We start from the raw sequence: 21748 nt of genomic DNA, 5'->3' as shown, positions 1-21748 counted from the left end.
AACTCTAGGATTTTCATTCTTTTGAATTTCTATACATAAATATTTCAATAACTTTTAGATGAAATTTTTGATGCAAGAGGCTAGCATAGGAGCACTTGATTTTTAAATGATTATTTAGTGATTAACTAGTGCTAAACTTTTTTGATTTAGCAAATAATGGGCTTCCTTATCCACTTACAAAGGATATTCTTGTTCTGTATAAGCAGGTTGCTAGGCAATATCTGGATACAGATTTACTTGAATCCATTCAGAGTTTAGTGCCTGTCAATATTAAAAATGAATTTGATAAAAGGATGAGTGGAAAGATAGACTTGATGATGCCTATGCAATTACTGCTCAATTGGTTTAAACATGATTTCATGAAATGGATGGATAAGAGTCCCGTATGTCCGTCATGCAACTTATCATTGAATATTAGATATGTTAAAGGTAATTCTTGGATAGTAAGAAGTGTCGAATATCATACATGCCATCAATGTTCTTTTACAATAGTGTTTCCTCGATATGGTGAGATAGAAAATATAACATTTAATCGAATCGGCAGATGTAGTGAATGGTCCTTTCTATTTGGAGCTATTCTCAGTTCTTTATCGATACAATCAAGAATAGTTCATGATTTTCTAGATCATTGTTGGAACGAAGCTCTAATTGAGGGAAATTGGATTCACGTAGATTCAACTCTTGAATATCCTATTTCAATCAATAATCCTCATTATTATGAAAAAAATTGGAATAAAAAGTATCAATATGTGCTTGCGTTTTCAAATGCTGACATAACAGATGTAACAAAAAATTATTCTTTTGATTGGAAAACTATACTAGAAAAGAGAAAGAAGCGAAAGAATAGCAGTATGTCTAGAATAGTAGATTATTATAAAAAAATATAATCTTATTCCTTATTCATCCCTTTACGCTGACATCAAGTCGAATCCAGATTTCAATAAATTATGATGATACTATGGGTCGTATTACATTTTAGGATAAAGATCTGAAGTTAAGGATCGAGTCTTGTTTCTACCATTGAATATATTGTTAGATTAGATTAAGTTCACCTTTGGACCCAGTTAGATGTTTATTCTTTATTCTTGATTACAAGATTTTTTGATACTGCGCCTATAGTTTACTTGTTCATTTATGTATTATGGCTTTTGATAGAAAAACCAACTGATAAAAATTACTTAAGGATTTTCTGTCGTCTTCTCTTCATCCATGTCTTATTTTTTACGATTGTTTTGATTTTTACTAATATTTTTTTGATTGTTTTTATTAGTGGTCTCACTCTCTCATTTTTGCTTTCTTCTATTTGCATTAAGAAATTCTTCTAGTCTTTCTAGCGTTTCAGAATGTAAGTGATGCTCTATGCCCTCCGCATCTGAGTTTGCAATATCCTCTCTTACGCCTATAAACGTGAAGAACTCTGTCAATAATTCGTGCTTTCTCCTGATATTTTGGGCAACATTTGTTCCTTGTTGGGTTAATCGTATACCTCTATATTTTTCATATTCTAAATACCCTGTGGTATTTAACCTTCTCATCATCTTGGTAACGCTAGGAGCCGAGACATTCAAACATTCGGTAATATCTACGCTTGTGGCATATCCTTTTTGTAGAACTAATTCATAAATAATCTCAAGATAGTCTTCCATCCTATCTGTACGTTCCTTTCTCTGTGAACTATTGACCTTTTTAATAGAGTCAATTATTGTGTTTTCTCCAAAAGTTGAAGTATTATTTGACAACTGTATAGTTCACCTAGTTAGTTATATAGAAACCAAGCTTTGATAAAAAACTTTGCAAGACTAACATATTACACCAGCAATCCCGTAATATACATTATTAACAATCCGATGATAAATCCGGCTATTATAGCCGCACTAGGATTTTTCTCGTAGACAGATAATGAATTCACTCCGGATTTAACTGATTTTTCCCAAAAAGCCCTGCTTTCGGTGTTGTTAATCTTGCTACTTTGCTTAATTGATTTACTCATCCATACTGCGAGGGCGTAAACAACCTGAAATATTGCACCTGCTCCAACCGATAAGAATATGATTGAGGCTAACGGCGAATATACAAATCCACCGATCCAAGTACCTAAAATGGTAGGAACCCCTGCAATCAGTCCCATTGCAATTAATCGTCTTATCATTAATCTTCCTGTTTTTGCTAGGGGGGCAACGATGGCCAGCCCTTCTGTTGTATTGTGTATTGTAAACCCTATGATCAAAAAGGTGCTTAGTGCAATTTCGCCGAGTAACACTGCTGCTCCTATGGCTAGGCCCTCACCGAAATTGTGTAAGCCAATTCCTATTGCAACCATTAGCGATAGAGTAAGAGGCTTGATGATATCACGCTTATCAATAAATTGGGCCAGCTGTTCCTCTTTTTTCTTCGTCTTCTCCTCATCTACCTCCTCCTGTTCCCCTTGTGTTATATCTGAGATATCATTAGAAAGCTGATTTGGCAGGTATATTGATGCAAGCCTTGTTTTCGATATAGGTTTGTCAGAAGACTCTAATGAATTATTTTGAGTCTCTATTTGTCTTGTCGCAATGTCCTTCCCCGCCTTTTCGTTTTCATATTCATAGGATAATTTTGACTCTGCTCTCTTGCCGAAATACTCAGAGAGATAAAATAATCCAAGGAACGTCGCTATGATAATAACTGGTATTAAAAGTTGACCATTAAAAATCGCAGCTAAATTGTTCGCAGCAATTTCATTACTTTCTAAGAATGCATCAATCCCCAAGAATACCAACAAACCTGCGGTTAAACTCAAAAAGAAATTGTATTGATTTCTTGTTATTTTCCTCATAAACGGATACCATGCAAGTCCAATTAGGTACTGGTATCACACCTACAAATATTCCCAACATGGCAAATACTGAGAACTGGTTAATGTTAGGGATTGGAGCTGGAGCAGCAGCCTCGATGACCTTGCTAAATCTTGTTCCATCAGAAGTGGTTATGCCTACTTCATAAGGTTCTGCTGTGTTCCAAAAAAAGGGTATTATGACTTTAGCTTCTGAAAGCCTTGGTAATACTTGGGAAGGTTCGATTGCCGCAGATTGTATCCTATCATTAATGTCTGCTTGGGAAATCGTAACTTGCTCGGGACCCGTATTACGGATAAAAGCTACCACTTGATTTTCATGAAACTCTACTTTTTCTATAGTTACTTCTGGTAGGGGAACACCCGTGTTTATCAAGTTTTGACCATACGGACTAGAAAGAAAATAAATCATACCAGCCAGAATGATTAGAGGTGTAATGGCTAGGAACAAGGATGTAATTTTTTTTCTTTTTCCTTTGGTCGCTTTTGTGTTTGCATTAGCTGGGTTGATACCAATAGTAGTTAGCTCTTTTGTATCTCCAATATCTGGTTTCTTTTCGCCCTGTCCACTAATATTGTCAAAAGTGTTGGCAAATATTTTATTTTCCTTATTCATACCTAATTCTTTATCCTTATCTGCTTTTTCTAAATTCTTATCTTTCATTCTCAGGTCGCTCCTTGGCTAAAGTTTGAATCGTCCTGATAGTAAGAAATTAAAGCACTTGGATTGTTTGGGTGCTGTTGGCTGTTGCTGTCATGAAGTGAGTTGTTACTAACCTTATAGGATGAATGATTATACACTATCTTACTATTTTCAAAGTCAATATCATTTCCAACGGTCTGACTTGAATCTGCTAAGACATAAGATTGATTCCCAGAAACGGATATGTTATTTGGGTTTTTTGAACTGTTGCTACTTAGATCAGTCGCATTTTTATCGTCTTGACCATTCTCTATCACTTTGAATATACCCATCCACCCCTTTTCCGCAAATTCTGTTTTATGAGCATGGAACATGTAATTTCCTGGATATTTATACTTGAATTCTAAAATGCCTCTTTCTCCTTGACTCATAGTTACAATGTCATTGAGCTCAACAGGAGTTTGACTAGTTCCACTTGGATAAAAGTCAAACATGTTAGCGTGCAAGTGGAAGTTGTTTATAGGATCAAACTCTAACATATTGACTAGATAAATTCTTGTTAGTTCATCCTTATTGATCTCTATTGGATTATGCATATAGAAATAAGGGATCCCATTTACAGTGTAAAAATTATTTTCTGTGTCAAAGTCGGTATCATATCCATTCATGACCATGACCATTTCATCTGCTTGCGGCCTTGGAGTCTTTGGATCAATAATCATCACACCATAGAGTCCATGTGTTATGTGTTCTTCAAGCGGTGTCATGTGACAGTGGTATGGATAAACACCATATGGTTCGGCAGTAAATTCATAGGTGAACTTGCCCTTTGGTCCAATCATTTCAAAAACCCCATCCACCTCTGCTGGGTGGATTCCGTGAGTGTGTATTGAATGAGGTTTTGAACCGTTATTAATGAAATTGATTTTTATCTTGTCACCTTCGGTAGCTCGAATTGTCGGACCAGGTATCGTGCCATTGTACGTCCATACATTGTAAAAAACCCCTGGTGACACTTCTTTTATTTCTGAATCCGAAGCAACCAGTGTGTATTCTCTTAGGGCGGTTCCATTTGAATATTCTGAAACCTGTCCATAGTTGAATTCACGTAAATATTGATTAGGATCTACTACTGCATTTTTTGAGTCGCCAGGAATAGAAATAGGATCTAGTATATCTCCAGTCGATCGAAATACGGGATAGCCTGGTGTATGGCTTCCAACCATTTTTCTATTGTCGGTTGAGTTTTGAGCATGGGTATCAAAAGATGGGTTTAACGGGTTAAGTATGTAGGTAGACATTATCAAAGCTACCGTAACAACCAATACAATTGAAAAAATGGGCAGCACTAACCGCCTGAAATTTTGCATAATCTATATTACTTAACTAGGTTAATAAATGTTAGCCAAGGTTAAGTTTTAAAGTTTAGATGTACGATATACAAATCAATATCCACGACAAATTATCCGTACCATCAAAATCAGATGGGAAATACCATCGTGATACTGCTTTAAGGCTTTATTTCTACTTAGATACCAAAGAATTGCTATCATGTTAATCGGAAATTTGCAGTAGGAGTTAGAACTCAAGAATAGCCCAAAACCCAGCATCAGAGTATCTCATGCTCAATCAATGCTTATTTGTTAAGACAACTACTACTCAAAATTAATTTCATATTTCCTATAGGACTAATAAAAAATATCATGTTTAGATTATTTCAGGCCGGCTCAATTTCTCTAATACTAAGATTCTTAAAGTCAAATGCAATGTTGTCAGCTCTAAAACTTGCGATTGGTCCTGAATTAGTTATTACGTAGTCCTTAGCCTTATTGCAATTTGCACTGCTAAATTCTTCATCAGAACTGTTGGCAAACCAACCGCCTTCATCAGTAACTTCGTTTACCTTTTTCCATACATTATCATTATTATCATCAATATATGATTCCATTTTTACACTGGTATCATTATTAAAGTTGTACATTATCGTCTTCCAGCCGATCCATCTATCTAATAATGTATTCTCAGTTGCCTTAGCGGAACCTTTAGAATCGGTGTATCCGCCAGTATGCCAAATTTCTTTTTTCCAAGATGCTTCCATGTTTACCACATCTATTCCTCCATTTAATGCGGTTCCTTCACAAGGATTCTGACTGTTATGTGATCCTCCACGTGCACGCCACGTCAAATCAGGAGCGAGAGATTCCAAATCCCCACTAGCAATTCCTTCTCTATCTTCTTGATTGGTATCATAAACCGACCTAATCTTGATATAGCCTGTCATCTCAATATTTTTCCAGGGTTGTATACTGTCTGGAGTATCGACGTTCATTCTAATCTGAGTATCATTGATTGACCAAGATAAACCATCTTCTACATTCTTTACTATGGGAACATCTGATGTAATTGAGAAGGATTTGTCATTTAAAGGATCTTCCATGTCAATAAACCACTCTCTTCCATTTTTTGCAGTGGGATAAATTTCATTAACCCCAAAAATGTCTTTGCCTTCAGGAGTAATTACTTCTTGGGGCCTTGGCTCTGGCTCTGGTTGCTTTTCTCGCAATACGACTATCTCATAGTAATAGTAATATATTAGAATAATCGTTATAATTATCAAACCTACTATTGCCAGGTGAGGTTTAGTAATAATCAACCTATAATTTGTTATTTTGAACCATTTTTAAACTTTGGTGCTTTACATTTATTTAAAAGTAAAGGACTAATTCTGAAATGAAGGCTGATTTGATCTTCTCCTTTATTCTTTGGTTCTAAGTAAGAAAAGACTTTAATTGTGTATTATTTCTATATCTAGTTAATTAGGTACTTCTAAGCTAACTTCTTAACTTAATTAATAAACCTAATTGTATATTAATTATAAGTGTCTTATCTAAATGTCCTAAATGATTCTTAATGATGGATATAATAAAATGAAATCTGAAGCCTTCTTACAATCCGATCCAAAAAGAAAAATATTGTATTTTCTTAAGGTCATGAGACAAGCGGGATTATTAGACTTGTCAAAAGCTATGAAGATTTCTAGAATGGCTGTACACAAGCATTTGAGTGATTTACAAGATAGAGGTTTGGTCGAAAGTATTGAAATTCGAAACGGTGTGGGCAGACCCATAATGCAATACTCATTAACGGGTTCTGGAAAAACTGCATTTCCAAAATCATACGGTGAAATAGCAACACATGCTTTGAACTATATTGAAAAAAAAATTGGGAAGGATGCAGTGGAGTCGGTATTACGAGAACGTCAAAAGGAACTATTTGAAAAATATAGTATCCGTATGAAGGGTATGGAATTTAATGAAAAGATAAGAGAGTTAGCAAAAATTAGGGATGAAGAAGGCTATATTGCCGAATCCAAAAAGGACAGAAAAGGCAATTCTCATACTCTCCTGGAGTATAATTGTCCCATAATAATGATAGCAGAAAAGCATTGGGAGGCTTGCTCTATTGAAACCGAATTGTTCGAACATGTTTTAGATGCTAAAGTAGAAGTTACTCATAGAGCAGCAAAAGGAGATTCTATTTGTAAATTCTTGATTAAAGAAAAGGCTGAATTCATTTAGTGCTCTATGGTTGTTTGTATTTACCAATATAAGATCTTAAAGTCATAATTTATATAATTTGTAAACTCTTATATTTATAAATTACTATTACGAATAATATGTGTGGATAAAACAAGTAATATTTTTATTTTTACAAGTACTACAGGAGGTATTTTCTAAATATGACATTAAAGGTCCTCGGTGTTGGATTTAGTATGAGGCAAGATTCTTTTAGTACAGAAACATTGAAGATTATATTAAATAAAGTTAACAAAATTGGTGGAGATACAAGATTATTGAATCTCTATTCAAATCCTTTACCCATGTATGCTGCTGAATACGATGAAAAAATAAGCGGCATTAGGCATGCCTTTGAATTAGTTAACTGGGCTGATGCTATAATCCTTGCAACACCAGACTACCATGGTTCAATGGCAGGATCCCTAAAAAACTTTTTAGATTACTTTTGGGCAGAGTTTGCCGGAAAGACATTTGGGTACATCTGTTCTTCGCATGAAAAGGGCCTGACTGTAATGGATCAGATGAGAACTGCTATAAGGCAATGTTATGGTTGGAGTTTACCTTATGGAATATCGATAAACTCAACCCAAGATTTTAATAATGACCGTGAAATCATAAACGCTCGATTGCTAGGCAGACTTGATAGCTTTGCAAGAGATTTGGTAGTATATGGTAGCTTAATTGGTAATCAATTTAAAAAGGATTTGAATTCAACGATACAAAATTCATATGCAGTACACTACAGAAAATAATGATGGAGCATTAAACCATACAATCATGACAATAAGATACCTGGATTTTATTTCTCATTAAAATATCAAGACGATCCATAACCTTCAATAATTATTTAATCAAACAGTCACGATTGAATTTGGTTTTGGTTCTAAAGTATCCACTTATGCTAAAATATGAACTACTTTAACCTTTTGCTATATAAAACCATGAAAACAATGGTAACAGCAAAAATTCATTATGGCCTTAGAGTTTTTTTTAGTAGCAAAATACCGACGTAATAAGGGATGTTAAAAAATGCAGCCAATGCTGCGATCTCAGTTCCAAAGAATTGTTGGGCAAACACTACTATCAAAATATTGTTAACATATATCATTGAAATGATAGTTGATATTCTATCATCCTTTGATAAACCCATTAGCCTCGAGAGGCCATATCCTGCCAATCCATAACAACTAAATAGGATGAACGCTAAAACGATGTTTTCTATGGTTATAGTGGAACTAGAAAAAAAGAAATAAGAATATTTAGCAAAAATTCCCAGATTAATCAAGAAAATGAAAACAAGCGAAAGGTTTAGCGATTGTTTATGGATCTGCTCTGTAAGGTGAGGTGAAATTTTTTTTAAGAGCTGACTTGCTATCAACGGTAAAATTAATGCTACCAAAAGAAGTACTATCATGTCGAAAATAGGAATTGCAAAGTTGCTGCTAAAAAAAAGAAATATCAAAATAGGTAATATAAATGGGACCGCCAATGAAGTGGTTATTATTAAACCAACTACTATTGGTAATCTCCCACCAACAAAGTTTACAACAAATGGTGATCCAAGTCCTGTAGAGATGGATGATAATAAAAACACTGACAACATTAAACTTGCACTTACAGGAATAATAGTAACTGAAATCAGGTTCATAATTACGTATATTCCGACCGGAATTATTACCAGTTTTGCTATAGTAAGAATAATCAGATTCTTAGGATGGGAAAACACTGTATAAAGTTCTGACAGATTCATATTGACTAGATTAAACAAAAGTAAAAGACCAAGCCATAATAATAAATATGGTTCTATAAGAATTCCTACATTTGGGAATAATAGACCTATTGCTGACGAAGATAAAACAGTTAAAACTAGGTAATAAAAAATGTGATTAGAATTCAGTATGGGCATATTTTAGTCCTGCCATATCGTCATCAAATTCGTTGGTATTATAGAATAAAAATAGAGATTGCAATTCTTTGGAGCAATTTTTACTGCTTTTGAAAGTTTCTTTTAATATTTCGATAGTTAATATAGTACGGATCAATTTTTGCAATTATTACCAATTCTCACATCTTGATGTCTTAGGTTTTTTGTTGAATCGTCTATTTTGAGTCGCATGATTTTTTTTAATAAGAACTAAACTCGTTTTCTAATCAACAACTCTGTTAATACTATAGTAATTTTAAATGTCCAGTCAGTTTATCCAGTTTAGATGAATAATCCGGTCCAAATCCGCAACATGTCATAGTGTTAGGTTCAATTTGTGTTTTTCCAGCGTCCCTGATCACCGTAGTTATAATATTATATGCTTGAGCCTTTTTTATAATATCAATTAATTCCTTTTCTGATTGAATCTTTAGGACTGCTTTTTTTTGGCCACCGTAGTTAAACCAAGAGGCTACATGGTCCGGATTTTGCCACACAACCGAACTGCAGGCGTGACCGACTTGGCCAGCAATTTTTCCGACGCCCATTCCAAGATCTTTTCTTACAACCACAACGTATTTTATGTCGTCATTGCTGTTCAATACTCTAAAAATGAGAGTGAATTATATAAATTAAACAACCTGATAGAAATGAATTATCCTTGAAGTTACACCATCCTATTAATCTAATTCAAATCATATGCTTTTCTCTAGAGCACCTCTGATATAGAGTTGCATTAACTGTTCTCCTCCTTAGTTATTGCCATATCTATAAAGTATTACATCAGGTTACCATTAGCACATTTGTCATTTTCACTTCAATTTTCCAGTAAGTATCATAAAAGGATTTCACCTTCAAAAGATTGTTACTACTGTTTAGGTTTAATATAACTACTTGTTTAAATTATTCATAATCGCTAACCAAGCAATTGGTCAAAGACGAATTTATATTCTTATTCATTCATCTCCCTTGAAGCCATCCGACGCCATTTTCTTTCTCATTATGAAGCTTATCCTACCGTTAGATTCTAAACGAGCATATTTAATTTCTCTTACATCTTCTACTCCCTTCAATCTCATTTCTGCCTCAAATTCTGTAATATCCATTTTAGCTTTTTTTAGGCCATCAGCGACTATCGATCCATGTTCTACTAATAGGATTGGTTTAGGTTCTAAAGAATCTCTAAATCGCCTGCTTTTTAGAGTGAGATAGTCTATTACTTTAAAGAAAATTACTGCAATTATAACGGCAGCCATCGCTTGGGTGATGGATATTTCTTTATAAAGCATAGGATCGCCAATTGCTGAGCCTAGTCCCACAACGATTAGCAATCCAAACGGAGACAACTGGCCAATTCCCTTACCACCAAGCCATTTTACTATAACAAAAACCAATGTTGCGATTATTGCGGTCCTAACAACTACTGATAAAATAGTAGATGGATCTGTTGCTATGGCATTATGTATCAAATCGTACGGAAAGGGCCTGGATTCCACAACCTGTCCACCGCTACTACCACTACCACTACCACCACTACCAGAAGTCCGTGATTCAGATGCCATCTGCGACGATACATTGCTTAATGTTAATTGTTCCGAAATGCCATTACTATGTGTACCGCTGTTACTGTTGTTTAGTTCTAACTTGGATAGTTCTGGATTCTCCCTACTTATTTTCTCATAGAACAATGAGTTTTGCTCCAGTACCGAGTTTAGTGTAACTGAAATAAGATTTATCTGATAAACAATATATCCAAAAATAACTATCGTTATGGCAAGAACTATGAGTGTAATTATCTCTCTTTTTGAATTATTTATCAATCTATAAATTTGATACGCTGGCAGATATGTTAATGTTAATATCTACAATCAATTGCAAGATTTAATATGAACAGAAATTATTAATAATTGATTATTGGCTGTCAAAATGATTTGGTTGTCGATTTCAACCTTGATTCCACTTTGACAATATTCTATACAACTAACGGGTAGTTTCGAATTTGTCATGTAAATGCCATTTAATTACAGATTTCATTTGTAGGAATTCAACATGTATATCTGCTAATATTTTTACTAACACTCACTCACATTACTTATATTCAGTTGGCTACTTACAATTTTTTTATGAACGTTTAGCCATGGTGAAATCACAAAATTCATTGCAACATAGTTTATTCATAAATTTTTTCCTTTGAAAAAAGGAATTATAAAAATAAATGTTTTGTAAAGAAGTTCAGATACTATTTGTCTAAAACTTGGTTTCTTATAACCTTTGTAGATTAAGATTTTACAGATGCAAGATATCAAACCCCTCGGAATTACCTTCGTATCTGAAAATTTTTCTAATTCTATTGATTCATTCTGGATCATAATTAAACCTGAAATCCTGATAAATCCTTTCGACTTTATTAGCGTAGAAAATGTTCAAAACACTAAAACTATTGGAATTGTTAAAGAACTAAAAAGGATCTATTTAGATCTAGAATCTATTGCTAAAAATCAATATTCTTCTCTGCTGAATCTTAACATGAACACAGATGAAAAACTTGGATATGGCCTGACTGTGGCAAAGATTGAAGTGATTGCTAACCGTCAATTCGTCGCCAGCGGTCAAGAGGAATATTTTTCAAATGATTCAAGCCATAGCAAAAAGCCTGTAAAGTCAAAAAATTTGAGCATCAACATGCCAGTTCAGGAAGGTAAACTCGTTACCTTTGCTACTATCGAGGAGGTCATTTCATCTCTTGGAATTCCAGAAATGGAACATCCCATCCCTTCGGGTGTAATTTCGATGACTAACGACAGTAAAATCCCCATAGATCTAGATGTAACGTATGTTTTTGGACCTGATACCACTCACGTTAACGCCACTGGAATTTCAGGAAACATGAAGACTAGTTACCTTTTATTTTTATTACAAGTTCTTCACCAAAAACTATCGGACGAAGGTATTTCTATAATCTTATTCAATACTAAAGAAAAAGATCTATTGTATTTAGATAAGGAAAGAGATGAAGATTATACACTCGAGGATAAACAAGTACTAGACCTGCTTGGGTTGAACTTGACTCCATTTAGTAATGTAAAATATTTTCTTCCAAGAGGAAAAGACGGTAAACCAAATTCGGCACATATTCCAGACAAAAACTATATGACATATTCTTTTGAATTACCCGATGTTTATGATCGATTGGAATTGTTATTTTCCTCTGAAACAACACTTGATCCACAGCATAATATTTCATCAATCTTAAATTACATTTATGAATTTTGGCCAAACTTGAGCCAAGGTGGCAATGACAAGAGAAATTCTGACAAGATTGAAACTTGGACAGACTTGATCAACTTTACTGATTACCCAGAAGAGATTGTTACCCATAAAACAACACTGTTAAAGTTTCAAGGGATGATCCAAAGATACCGAAAACCATTTACTCTATTTGTAGATAAGAAGGTAACAAGTACGTATCTTGGCAAGGAAATTAAGAAAATGAAAAGAAATGAAGTTTTTGTAATAGATATAGCTAGGCTTTCAACGTTAGACGAACAAGCATTCGTAGTTGGAGATGTAATGAGAACTATAAACGAGATGTACTCTGTTGGTCATGTAAATAATCATGACGACGATTTTGATGGGGCTGATGCTGAAATTGATCATGAAAAGGAGAATACAATAACAAATACGGCAAAAAAACCAAAATATATTGTGATCTTTATTGACGAAGTTAATAGATTTTTGCCAAGGGGAGAATCTGGTAGTACGGGTCTTGGAGTTTCAATGTCTAATCGTTCAGCAGTTGCAGAAGAATTGTTAAAGACCTTGATTACAGGCAAGTCCAGGCACTGCATTCTATTCTCTGCACAACAATTCAAGAGCCAAATTGATCCAAGCATTAACGAAAATACTGGTTTACATGTTATTACCAAATTGGGTCTGTCCGAACTTTCATCAAATTCTTATTCGATGGTAGACGACACTACCAAATCTGTTATTAGCAAACTACACAAAGGTGAATTTATCTTGGTACATCCTGCATTTAGGCATCCTATCAAAATTACTATTCCCAAACCCACATTCAAAAGACCATGATCTTGACATGGGATTATTATACACTTTTACTGATGGTAATTATACGATATAATATGAAATGATATGATATGATAAGTATACTTGTAAGCGTCAACTAATTTGAATAATATGGTGCTCATATCCTTTTTTGTTAAAGTATTTAACGTTAGCTTTCAAACTATTTAATAAGATAATATTATGAGATTTGTTCAAATATCTGACCTACATATTGGTGGTTTATTTAAAAAAGATACTTTTGATACTTTGGTTGATGAGGTTAATAATGATCTAAAACCCGATGTCATAATTATATCTGGAGATTTAACAGATGATGGACTATTCTTTCAGTTCGAACAGGCACAGCAAGAAATAAAAAAATTTTCGTGCAAGAATTTAATAATATTCCCAGGGAACCATGATTATAGACATACCGGCTATCTTTTATTTAGACAATTCTTCCCTGTTTCTGCACCAAGCGGTTCGAGAGTTTACAAATATATTGATCCAAAGAACAAGAACCAAACAGTAATAGTTACTACAGTTGGAACCTCAAGGGCAGATAGAGATGAGGGTGAAGTCGGATATAGACAAAACCTTTGGTTAAACAAAATTCTAAAAAAATATAACATTTCAAGACATACTACCGATAAGCACCAGAAGGCGCACCAACAACAGCAACAACAGCAACAACAGCAACAACAGCAAGATAAGAACAAGACAACAATAAAGATAGTTGCAATGCATCATCACCTTATTGCCATACCTGATACTGGCTATACCAATGTGGTAGGTATTTCTGATGCAGGTGATGTATTAAATACGTGCCTGGCTAACGATGTAGATCTAGTTATCTGTGGTCACAAGCACAGACCATGGATATGGAATCTAGGTACTATGAAAATAGCCTATGCCGGAACAGCCTGCTCGTGGAGATATAGAGGTGTTTTTGAGGATACCTACAATATTATTGATATAGGAGAGGATGGCAAAATCGATATAGATATTAAAATAGTGGGCGGAAAAAGGATGCCATTATCTGAGGTAGTTGATAAATACAATCCTGAGGATAGGGTAACACGAATCGCAGATATAATGTCTCCAGATTAAATAACTGTTAAAATATGCATAAATTTACTGCAGAAGAATACATACTATCAACACAAATTATTTTAGATAATGTGATCCTATAATAAAGTAAACACATATGTAATAAACAAATCCTATATTTTTGGCAGCCACTGTAGAATGTTTTCTAAAAGAGGTCTATCCGAAAATTTGTAGGTTAAAGCGATAGAGAATAATTACTACTTTTTTACCTTCATGTTGTAAGCAATATCATTTCTTTAAAACATTAAATACATATAGAACTACAAGTGGTTCCTTGTTTCCATGAAAATAATGTTTAGTTTTGGCAGGAACAAAAATAAAAGAGCCTTTGCTTATTTGATGATTCACTTCTGATATATTGATATATCCTTTACCTTCTATAACGAAATAGAGTTCGTCTTCTAAGTGAGGACCTTGTATGTCTTTTTGACCTGGATTGAGTCTAAGCACTCCGGCTTCAAAACTATCGTTGCGCAAAAAATCTAAAAAATAAGTTGAATTGCTTTCTTTATCGAGCTTTAACAGTATAGATTCAAGGTCAAAAATTTTATCCATGTTTTTCAAGAATGCATCCTAAATTAGTAGTTTGTTCCTCAGAATTTGGGGGTGACCAATGATATACTCAACTGATGGCTGGTATACTAACTAACTTTGTAAATAAAATGAAGGCGTGTACGATGTAGTTTATTTCTACATAAATTCGTTTTAGGTGAAGCAATACTTTTGGATTACCTTGAAGGTAACCAGATTTTGGTATAGACCAACTAAAAAGTTTAAAAAATGAATACATCAGAACTACAGGAAGAAAACTGTTCTCCATGTATTTTTTCATTTTAATAATGGAGTCGGATATGTAATATTATGAGTGTCTTGTTTCGGGATCGCAAGCAAGCTGGGCACGAGTTGGCAAAAAAATTAGCAGAGATATTAAAAAAAATCAAATGAGTTTAACTAATGCCCCTAATGAGTTAGTAGTTTTAGCAATACCAAGAGGTGGTGTAGTATTAGGTGACATTATAGCAAATCATTTCAAATGCAATTTGGATCTTTTAATTTCTAGAAAGATAAGGTCCGAATTCAATGAAGAATTCGCAGTCGGTGCAATGATGCCTGATGGAAGCTACTTTTTAAATGAAGGAATCACACGCCTTTTCAATATTTCTAATGCTTATTTAGAAAAAGAGATAGAATTTCAAAAAAAGAAATTAAGCGACGCTTGATAGAATTTAGAGGAGAGGTTTCCTATCACTCTAAATTTGAGGGAAGAGTTGTTGTGCTTGTTGATGATGGAATAGCTACGGGCTCTACCATAATCGCCTCTGCAGAATGGGTAAAGAATAATTTTAATTGCAAGCAACTTATTGTTGCAGTACCTGTAGCTCCAGCCAGAGATGAAACAGTGAATAAACTTGCCAACATAGCCGACGATGTTGTAATTTTACATATGGAAGAGGCTTTTTCTGCTGTCGGCCAATTTTACCGATTTTGACCAAGTAAGTGACGAGACCGTAAAAGAAATAATGATAAAGCACCAGCTAGAAAATAGAGGCTAACTAATTATATTTTAATAGACGCCAATAATGACTTTACATGTATACATATCAATTGCTGATTTGTTGTTTCGACTAGTGTTCTAATAATCGGGTCTTGATTTCATGTTTGTCTAGATTGAAGGGAAAAGCAAAGGTGTTGTGGGAATGATATTTATTTTTTTATAGAATTAATACCGATTATTTTACGTTTAAATACAAGTTTTATTATTATTTCTAAAACAATAGTAATAATAACTCTTTATAAAGAATTCCAAGTTATAATTGTAAAATGAATATAACTTTGTTAAATGTCAGGATAGGCGACCTTGAGACTGCAATTGCAAACCTGGTATAAGACTAGCAGGAATTCAGATATTATGACTGAATCCACTTTGCCTTTACTACTGGCTGGACCAATGATTCGAAGAGTCGACAAAACACAGGTGTGTATCTGGATAGCAACTAGCAAATCAGTAAATTCTAAAGTGGAGATTTTCCGTAAAGGATCAATTAATGGTCATGTCATAAACAAAAAAGATGATAACAAAGATCTAGATAAAGAATCCAAGACAAGGTTCTCTCAACTTAATATGCATATTATAGGCAATGGGAATGATAGCTCTCTAAAACTAGGTGAAAACCTACATGTGAGCCTCATAATTGCAAGGCCGTTTTCTTTAACTCAAATAGATGAAAATAAAAAACAAAACTTGTTATCCACTTTTCCCACAGATGAGATCCTTGCTTATGATTTGGAACTTTTTTTGTCTCATGGGGATAAAGAAAAAGGATTGCGCTTAAAGGATCTAGGATTGTTATCTGGTGAAAATACAATACTTTATGAAAATTCTGATTTTGAAGAACTGCCTGGGTACAATGTTCATGAAAATAAATCATTAAATGACTTGTTTGCTTTGCCTACATTCTATATTCCTGTTGGGAAAAGTGGGTCTCAACTAAATGTTATCTACGGTTCTTGTAGAAAATTACATGGTGATGATGAAGATAACCTGATTTTAGGGGATAAGCTTGTTGGTTCCTCTATTTCAGATCTAAAGAAAAGACCCAGCTGTCTATTTCTTATAGGTGATCAAATTTACGCCGATGGCGTATCTGGACCTCTGATAGGCTACTTATCTAGATTGGGAACCGACTTACTAGGATGGCGAGAAAATATCGACGGGATTGATAGTAACCTAGAAGATATACCAATTGGGGGTCGGAAACAGATAGTAAATTCCAAGTCTCAATTTTCTTCGGGAGTATCTGATAATCACTTACTAGGATTTGGCGAGTTTGCTGCAATGTATTTAGTTGCTTGGAATCCATTGCTTTGGCCTCGGGAATTTGGTTCTAATCTGGTTAAACTACATCCAAGTTCAAAATTAAAGCAAAAATATGAAAAAGAATTAAGAGAGCTTGAACAAAGTCGCAAAATTATCCGGAAAGTTCGAAGACTCCTTGCCAATACACCAACTTACATGATTTGTGATGATCATGAAATTACTGACGATTGGAACATAGATCAGAAGTGGTCCGACTCTGTTAAAAACAGCATAAACGGATCTCAAATTATTGTCAATGGACTTATCGCTTATTGGGCATTTCAGGGTTGGGGGAACGACCCAAATTCATTTAATGATGACTTTATTGAAATAATCAAGGAGTATTTAGATTTAAGAAAACAAAAGAGTTTGCTTAATCTTAAAAAAACTTATGCGGTCTCAAATCTGGATTATGATAGTGGCAGGATAAATAAAGGGGCCAGAATCCGAATGTTAGAAGACCAAATTTGGAATTTAAAAAAATGGATATATGTGGCTCCTACTTATCCGCCGTCCATATTTCTAGATTGTAGAACACAGAGAGAATTTGTAAACCCTGATGGACCTCCTATACTTTTAAACGACGAAGCATTGAATCACATCAAAAAAATTGTTTATGCCTCTGGGTATGTAAAGGGCGATCCCCTTGTTATTATTTCTCCTACCCCTGTTTTTGGATTTGAACTTGCAGAGAGTGTGCAGAGATTTTTGACGTCTATCTCAGGAACTTACAAATGGGATCTGGAGACATGGAGAGCAAATGAAGCGGGATTTATAAAATTCTTGGCTTTTCTATCCAATACATTTAGTCCCGATTATTGCATAATTTTATCGGGTGATGTTCATTATGCTTTCACTATGAAGGCAAGGTTTGATATATTCACTCCTTCACATCATCCAAATCAAATGGGTTTGTCTTTAGAGGCAGATGATCTAGTACTAAACTCCATACATGCAGCTCAATTGACAAGTAGCCCACTAAGAAGTAATAGTGTGATAAAAAGAAAGGCAGCAATAATGATCCTAAATTTGGCACATAAAATAATAATCACAAAGAAGAATGTCACCCGCAGTGGATTTATGAATACAAATAATATCCAAAGTTACAGTAATCACGGAAATGTTGGTGAAATGATTGAAAATGGGAGTTTATATAAAAAAAATAGTCTAGCTTCTTCTATATCTCAAAAAGAAAATAAAAATTATTCAAAACACCCCAAAGGAACATCTTTTCTTTTCAAAATAAGGACTGTATTTACCAGTTTGATTAATCGTTATTTCATTGATAAGCAGAGTGATTCTATAGAGCAGCTTCCTAAATGGGGTGAATACAGAATGCTTGTAACACCTAAAGGTTACGGTATTACTCCAGTGTTAGCAAGTAATAACATTGGTTCAGTGTCATTGAATTTAAAAACACGCACTGTGGTCCACACATTATTTTATCTAAAAAAAAATAAAGTACGTTCTAGCGTAGCTGTAATAGAATTTGATGCTACGAAAAAAGACACCTTGTGAATTTTTGTTTTCTGTTTTTCGATTAAAAGGATCGAGGAGGAAGCGAGAAAGGGGCAGCTAAACTGCAATGGGGTGGATGAACAAACTATTATGCCACGACTCTATATCACAATTTCTTTTTTTTCCTAAAGGAACTCTTTGATTATCACTTGGAAGGTGGTCTAATACCTATAAAATAGGTAGTCGTATTTTTAGAATCCTTTCATTGACGCTAGTAAAAATCTATAAGATGAATTTTTAAAAGATATTTCACTTTGGTATCAGTCTTTTTAATTTTTCTTCAGTTTTGCTTTCGCCTTGATCAATTAACTCTCTAATAGTTTTACTGGAAAAATCACTATTCTTTAAGATCGAAGGAGATTCAATTTCACTTCTAATTATTCTAGTAACTGATCTAATTTCTGCTCCGTAATTTTCTATCAGATCTTTATACTCATTTTGAATGTTATTTACTTCCTTCTTGCTAAGAATGGAATGGTCAACTTGTTGTTCAAATTTGTAGTACCGTTTCTCTATTAGTTTTATATGCCTAGTAACTAATTTTGCATTTTTAATACTTTCAAAATCCTTATCACAGAACAAAATATCCTTGTACCTGTTTACTACTCCTATGAAATTGGAGGGAAGACTATCGATTCTTTGTGGGTAGTTTTCAACTATGAAAATATTTTTATCATTTCTTGGTGACACATATAGTACTTCTCTAATTGGTGTATTGCTAAGCAAGCTACCATCCCACGCTTTGATATTATTTCCTATATCTACCCAGGGGAATCCATAAATTAGATATCCTGAACTTGCTAGAATATGCTCTGGTTTTATTTTCATCAATGTATTATCAAAGATGAGGGGCCTGGCTGTCATTACATCCACTGCTGTTATTATTAGCCTCAAAACAGAAGGCAGCTCTTCTTTTGTTGCAGCAAGATTAAGTTTGTTATAATTAACATATTTTTCTAGAGTTTTTACAAGTGGGGCGTGGTCATACAAAAATGTCCAATTTCTTGGATCAAAGTACTGTTCTTCTAGTCCGCCCATCATACCTTGAAAGTTTTTACTAGTATTCCACCATTGCCATCATGGAACAAACATCTTAGGGACCCCGAAGAAAGATGCATTTGCGGATGCTGATGAAATTGTCTTAGGCACATACTATTGATTCGGCTGTCCCATCCATATGTCCATAAATCTGGTATCGATTTAACATTGCTCTCACCTAATTCCATCCAAAATTCTTCAAGGTCTTTGTCTGGGCGCCCGGACGGATTTACTTCCAACTATTATAGCTGTGTTAACTGCCCCTATCGAAGTGTCTGCTACAATATCTATGTGCACATTATGTTTAACTAATGCCTTATACACGCCGCATGCAAAAGCCCCTAAAGAGCCTCCGCCTTGCATCATAAGAACATTTTCTATATTTCTAGATTCCTCGTGTCTTTTAGGACTAGCTTCTTTTATGGCATAACTCATCTATACGAACATATTTACAAGATACCTTATTTGGATACTCGATGAAAGACTGGATATTTTACTAATACAATAATCGTGTTTGTTTCATCCCTAACTTTGATTATTTTAACCTCAAAGACTAATTTAGAAAATAAAAATATTAAACACCGACTAGCCATTATCGACAAATTATAAAAAAAGACTATACCCAGTCATGCGGTCTGATTTGGTACATTTAGTGACGAATGAACCATATTATAGAATGAAAGGATGCAACCTAGTCAATAGTGAATTTTGAAGGATCAATTTTTACTCTTGGAAACTCAGGGTTCATTGCTTCTAGTTTTTTTAGTATGATATAAGAAATGGCCCAATTACGGAAGTGTTTTACATTTGAAGGTATAATATACCAAGGTGCCCACTTTGTACTGCAACTACTTAACACCTTTTCATAGACACCCATGTATTTATCCCAATTATTATGGCTTTCTATATCACTTTCTTTTATTTTCCACTGCTTGGAAGTGTCCTGGATCCGTTCTTGAAGTTTTCTTTTCTGCTCATCCATGCTAATATTTAAAAAGAACTTTATTATTGTAATACTGTTCTCTGACAAGTATCTTTCAAATTCATTGATTTGCCTGCATCTGAGAATTATCTGATCCTTTGAGAGTATATTATTAACAGTCGGCTCTATAATGTCCTCATAATGAGAACGATTAAAAATTGCAATTTGACCCTTTGAAGGGACTTCGATATGAATTCGCCACAGGTAGTCGTGAGCTGATTCAGTTTCGCTCGGAACCCTAAATGACTTTACATAACAATTTTGGGGATTTAGTGCTCCCATCACTTGACGAATCGTTCCGTCTTTTCCTGAGGCATCAACACCTTGCAAGATAATTAATAAAGATTTACTATTGGCAGCGAATAGCTTATACTGTAATTCGCCTATCTTTTTAGAAAATTGTTCCAATTCTGTTATCATATCAATTTTACTTTTATTGCCACTATATTGCGGATCCCAATTCCTTAATTTTATTTGATTTGCAGATAATTTGGTTGTTGGCTTTATTAAAAATTTTTTGAGAGGATCCATGAATGTTTAAGATAAATTAATACTAGATTTAAATCTGTATCCAAACACATTTGATATAGACATTTGAATGCTTTTGTTACTTTGATGGTGAAATACTAAAATTTATCGAAAACAATGAGCACGTTTTTTCTTCTCTTTTAGATATCTTTCGTTTTGCATTTGGGAGTATATTTAGAAAGAAAGTATATTATCAACTATAAAAAATATTTCAAATCCAGATAGTTATTCAAAAATAAATGGTTTTGTTATTTGTTATTCTCTATGAATCATAACTTGATCTAATACATTTCAATCATTTGTATAGTATAACGAAAAAATCTCTTTTGAATCAAAAAACGATAAAGATTCTAAACAAGGAATGATATAATACCAAATTACTAATTAAAGATATACCAAAAACTTTTGATTTAGCTGACAAAGCCGATATCATAATTCAATCGGAAGAGAATATGGATAAAGTAAAATCCTTCAAAATATGTTTGTTATAAAGTATTCATAGACAAAACAGGTTCTTAAAGTAATGGATAAAATGATTTAGTTTAAAAGGATACAACCCAATTTATCTGGGGCTCTGGTTGATGAAAGCATTGATTGAAGTGGTACAATCTATGACTATGGCGCTTTGAAGACTGAAGAACATTCTAAGAATGCCTGAATAATTCTGTATTT

Annotated in this window: 21 protein-coding genes; 8 read left to right on the top strand and 13 right to left on the bottom strand. The window is 34.0% G+C overall.

The genetic code is table 11. The features are described 5' to 3' along the window. Window positions 1-128: 128 nt before the first annotated feature. Window positions 129-887 carry a transglutaminase domain-containing protein gene (locus AB0A59_RS10230; RefSeq protein WP_458743531.1) on the top strand — a complete coding sequence of 253 codons (759 nt, stop codon included), beginning with the start codon at window positions 129-131 and terminating at the stop codon, window positions 885-887. Between the two features lie 396 nt (window positions 888-1283). Here the strand turns inward: AB0A59_RS10230 and AB0A59_RS10225 are convergent, their stop codons facing one another. The 5 genes from AB0A59_RS10225 to AB0A59_RS10205 all read right to left on the bottom strand — a co-directional run bounded on the left by AB0A59_RS10225 (window position 1284) and on the right by AB0A59_RS10205 (window position 6129). Beyond that, on the bottom strand, window positions 1284-1739 hold the full coding sequence (locus AB0A59_RS10225) for a metal-dependent transcriptional regulator (RefSeq protein WP_458743529.1): 456 nt from the start codon (window positions 1737-1739) through the stop codon (window positions 1284-1286). 68 nt (window positions 1740-1807) lie between these two features. After that, window positions 1808-2815 (bottom strand): ZIP family metal transporter, encoded by a 1008-nt coding sequence (locus AB0A59_RS10220; protein WP_458743527.1) that lies wholly within the window; start codon window positions 2813-2815, stop codon window positions 1808-1810. Further along, window positions 2739-3497, bottom strand: coding sequence for a hypothetical protein (locus AB0A59_RS10215; protein ID WP_458743525.1), 759 nt, complete (start codon window positions 3495-3497; stop codon window positions 2739-2741). The genes AB0A59_RS10220 and AB0A59_RS10215 overlap by 77 nt, the downstream gene beginning before the upstream one ends. A 2-nt stretch (window positions 3498-3499) precedes the next feature. Further along, a complete protein-coding gene (locus AB0A59_RS10210) occupies window positions 3500-4846 on the bottom strand; it encodes a multicopper oxidase domain-containing protein (protein WP_458743523.1) in 1347 nt (448 codons plus the stop codon). 347 nt (window positions 4847-5193) lie between these two features. After that, window positions 5194-6129: a hypothetical protein gene (locus tag AB0A59_RS10205; RefSeq protein ID WP_458743521.1), complete on the bottom strand. Its 936-nt coding sequence runs from the start codon at window positions 6127-6129 to the stop codon at window positions 5194-5196. Window positions 6130-6403: 274 nt separating this feature from the next. Here AB0A59_RS10205 and AB0A59_RS10200 point away from each other — a divergent pair, with 274 nt between their 5' ends. Continuing rightward, window positions 6404-7054, top strand: a complete 651-nt coding sequence (locus tag AB0A59_RS10200; protein WP_458743519.1) for a helix-turn-helix transcriptional regulator — start codon at window positions 6404-6406, stop codon at window positions 7052-7054. 161 nt (window positions 7055-7215) lie between these two features. Further along, a complete protein-coding gene (locus AB0A59_RS10195) occupies window positions 7216-7806 on the top strand; it encodes an NADPH-dependent FMN reductase (protein ID WP_458743517.1) in 591 nt (196 codons plus the stop codon). Window positions 7807-8024: 218 nt separating this feature from the next. Here the strand turns inward: AB0A59_RS10195 and AB0A59_RS10190 are convergent, their stop codons facing one another. The 3 genes from AB0A59_RS10190 to AB0A59_RS10180 all read right to left on the bottom strand — a co-directional run bounded on the left by AB0A59_RS10190 (window position 8025) and on the right by AB0A59_RS10180 (window position 10798). Then, a complete protein-coding gene (locus AB0A59_RS10190; RefSeq protein WP_458747594.1) occupies window positions 8025-8804 on the bottom strand; it encodes a bile acid:sodium symporter family protein in 780 nt (259 codons plus the stop codon). A gap of 419 nt (window positions 8805-9223) precedes the next feature. Beyond that, window positions 9224-9580 carry an aminoacyl-tRNA hydrolase gene (gene pth2, locus AB0A59_RS10185; protein ID WP_458743515.1) on the bottom strand — a complete coding sequence of 119 codons (357 nt, stop codon included), beginning with the start codon at window positions 9578-9580 and terminating at the stop codon, window positions 9224-9226. Window positions 9581-9934: 354 nt separating this feature from the next. Beyond that, a complete protein-coding gene (locus tag AB0A59_RS10180; protein ID WP_458743513.1) occupies window positions 9935-10798 on the bottom strand; it encodes a DUF421 domain-containing protein in 864 nt (287 codons plus the stop codon). A gap of 472 nt (window positions 10799-11270) precedes the next feature. Here AB0A59_RS10180 and AB0A59_RS10175 point away from each other — a divergent pair, with 472 nt between their 5' ends. Together AB0A59_RS10175 and AB0A59_RS10170 are read left to right on the top strand one after the other, a co-directional pair. Next, a complete protein-coding gene (locus AB0A59_RS10175) occupies window positions 11271-13067 on the top strand; it encodes an ATP-binding protein (RefSeq protein WP_458743511.1) in 1797 nt (598 codons plus the stop codon). Window positions 13068-13244: 177 nt separating this feature from the next. Then, on the top strand, window positions 13245-14153 hold the full coding sequence (locus AB0A59_RS10170) for a metallophosphoesterase family protein (RefSeq protein ID WP_458743509.1): 909 nt from the start codon (window positions 13245-13247) through the stop codon (window positions 14151-14153). Between the two features lie 228 nt (window positions 14154-14381). On the opposite strand, the gene AB0A59_RS10165 is transcribed toward AB0A59_RS10170, so the two are convergent. Continuing rightward, window positions 14382-14708: a cupin domain-containing protein gene (locus tag AB0A59_RS10165; protein ID WP_458743508.1), complete on the bottom strand. Its 327-nt coding sequence runs from the start codon at window positions 14706-14708 to the stop codon at window positions 14382-14384. A 386-nt stretch (window positions 14709-15094) separates the two neighbouring features. Here AB0A59_RS10165 and AB0A59_RS10160 point away from each other — a divergent pair, with 386 nt between their 5' ends. The 3 genes from AB0A59_RS10160 (at window position 15095) to AB0A59_RS10150 (ending at window position 18528) form a co-directional block, all read left to right on the top strand. Next, window positions 15095-15373, top strand: coding sequence for a phosphoribosyltransferase family protein (locus tag AB0A59_RS10160; RefSeq protein WP_458743506.1), 279 nt, complete (start codon window positions 15095-15097; stop codon window positions 15371-15373). Further along, window positions 15370-15642, top strand: coding sequence for a phosphoribosyltransferase family protein (locus AB0A59_RS10155; RefSeq protein ID WP_458743504.1), 273 nt, complete (start codon window positions 15370-15372; stop codon window positions 15640-15642). The genes AB0A59_RS10160 and AB0A59_RS10155 overlap by 4 nt, the downstream gene beginning before the upstream one ends. 420 nt (window positions 15643-16062) lie before the next feature. After that, a complete protein-coding gene (locus tag AB0A59_RS10150) occupies window positions 16063-18528 on the top strand; it encodes a metallophosphoesterase family protein (RefSeq protein WP_458743502.1) in 2466 nt (821 codons plus the stop codon). A gap of 249 nt (window positions 18529-18777) precedes the next feature. On the opposite strand, the gene AB0A59_RS10145 is transcribed toward AB0A59_RS10150, so the two are convergent. From AB0A59_RS10145 to AB0A59_RS10130, 4 genes are all read right to left on the bottom strand, one after another. Then, window positions 18778-19569: a patatin-like phospholipase domain-containing protein gene (locus AB0A59_RS10145; RefSeq protein WP_458743500.1), complete on the bottom strand. Its 792-nt coding sequence runs from the start codon at window positions 19567-19569 to the stop codon at window positions 18778-18780. Further along, the gene (locus tag AB0A59_RS10140; protein ID WP_458743498.1) at window positions 19566-19754 is read right to left on the bottom strand and encodes a hypothetical protein; all 189 of its coding nucleotides are present in this window, start codon (window positions 19752-19754) and stop codon (window positions 19566-19568) included. Before AB0A59_RS10140 ends, AB0A59_RS10145 begins: the two co-directional genes overlap by 4 nt. Window positions 19755-19764: 10 nt before the next feature. After that, window positions 19765-20001, bottom strand: coding sequence for a patatin-like phospholipase family protein (locus AB0A59_RS10135; RefSeq protein ID WP_458743496.1), 237 nt, complete (start codon window positions 19999-20001; stop codon window positions 19765-19767). A 256-nt stretch (window positions 20002-20257) separates the two neighbouring features. Then, entirely contained in the window at window positions 20258-21079 is an 822-nt protein-coding gene (locus AB0A59_RS10130) for a PPK2 family polyphosphate kinase (RefSeq protein ID WP_458743494.1), read from the bottom strand. Window positions 21080-21748 lie beyond the last annotated feature (669 nt).

Source organism: Candidatus Nitrosocosmicus sp. T (genome assembly GCF_054408485.1).
Note: the sequence above shows the minus strand (reverse complement) of the source record. Positions and strands in the feature narration are given on the sequence as shown.

What these genes read in the sequence shown, in the direction of transcription:
- AB0A59_RS10150 (WP_458743502.1), top strand. Translation starts at nt 16,063, where the DNA reads ATGACTGAATCCACTTTGCCTTTACTACTGGCTGGACCAATGATTCGA.
- AB0A59_RS10160 (WP_458743506.1), top strand. Translation starts at nt 15,095, where the DNA reads ATGAGTTTAACTAATGCCCCTAATGAGTTAGTAGTTTTAGCAATACCA.
- AB0A59_RS10130 (WP_458743494.1), bottom strand. Translation starts at nt 21,079, where the DNA reads ATGGATCCTCTCAAAAAATTTTTAATAAAGCCAACAACCAAATTATCT.
- AB0A59_RS10190 (WP_458747594.1), bottom strand. Translation starts at nt 8,804, where the DNA reads ATGAATCTGTCAGAACTTTATACAGTGTTTTCCCATCCTAAGAATCTG.
- AB0A59_RS10175 (WP_458743511.1), top strand. Translation starts at nt 11,271, where the DNA reads ATGCAAGATATCAAACCCCTCGGAATTACCTTCGTATCTGAAAATTTT.
- AB0A59_RS10165 (WP_458743508.1), bottom strand. Translation starts at nt 14,708, where the DNA reads ATGGATAAAATTTTTGACCTTGAATCTATACTGTTAAAGCTCGATAAA.
- AB0A59_RS10215 (WP_458743525.1), bottom strand. Translation starts at nt 3,497, where the DNA reads ATGAAAGATAAGAATTTAGAAAAAGCAGATAAGGATAAAGAATTAGGT.
- AB0A59_RS10170 (WP_458743509.1), top strand. Translation starts at nt 13,245, where the DNA reads ATGAGATTTGTTCAAATATCTGACCTACATATTGGTGGTTTATTTAAA.
- AB0A59_RS10210 (WP_458743523.1), bottom strand. Translation starts at nt 4,846, where the DNA reads ATGCAAAATTTCAGGCGGTTAGTGCTGCCCATTTTTTCAATTGTATTG.
- AB0A59_RS10135 (WP_458743496.1), bottom strand. Translation starts at nt 20,001, where the DNA reads ATGAGTTATGCCATAAAAGAAGCTAGTCCTAAAAGACACGAGGAATCT.
- AB0A59_RS10200 (WP_458743519.1), top strand. Translation starts at nt 6,404, where the DNA reads ATGAAATCTGAAGCCTTCTTACAATCCGATCCAAAAAGAAAAATATTG.
- AB0A59_RS10140 (WP_458743498.1), bottom strand. Translation starts at nt 19,754, where the DNA reads ATGGAATTAGGTGAGAGCAATGTTAAATCGATACCAGATTTATGGACA.
- AB0A59_RS10220 (WP_458743527.1), bottom strand. Translation starts at nt 2,815, where the DNA reads ATGAGGAAAATAACAAGAAATCAATACAATTTCTTTTTGAGTTTAACC.
- AB0A59_RS10195 (WP_458743517.1), top strand. Translation starts at nt 7,216, where the DNA reads ATGACATTAAAGGTCCTCGGTGTTGGATTTAGTATGAGGCAAGATTCT.
- AB0A59_RS10145 (WP_458743500.1), bottom strand. Translation starts at nt 19,569, where the DNA reads ATGATGGGCGGACTAGAAGAACAGTACTTTGATCCAAGAAATTGGACA.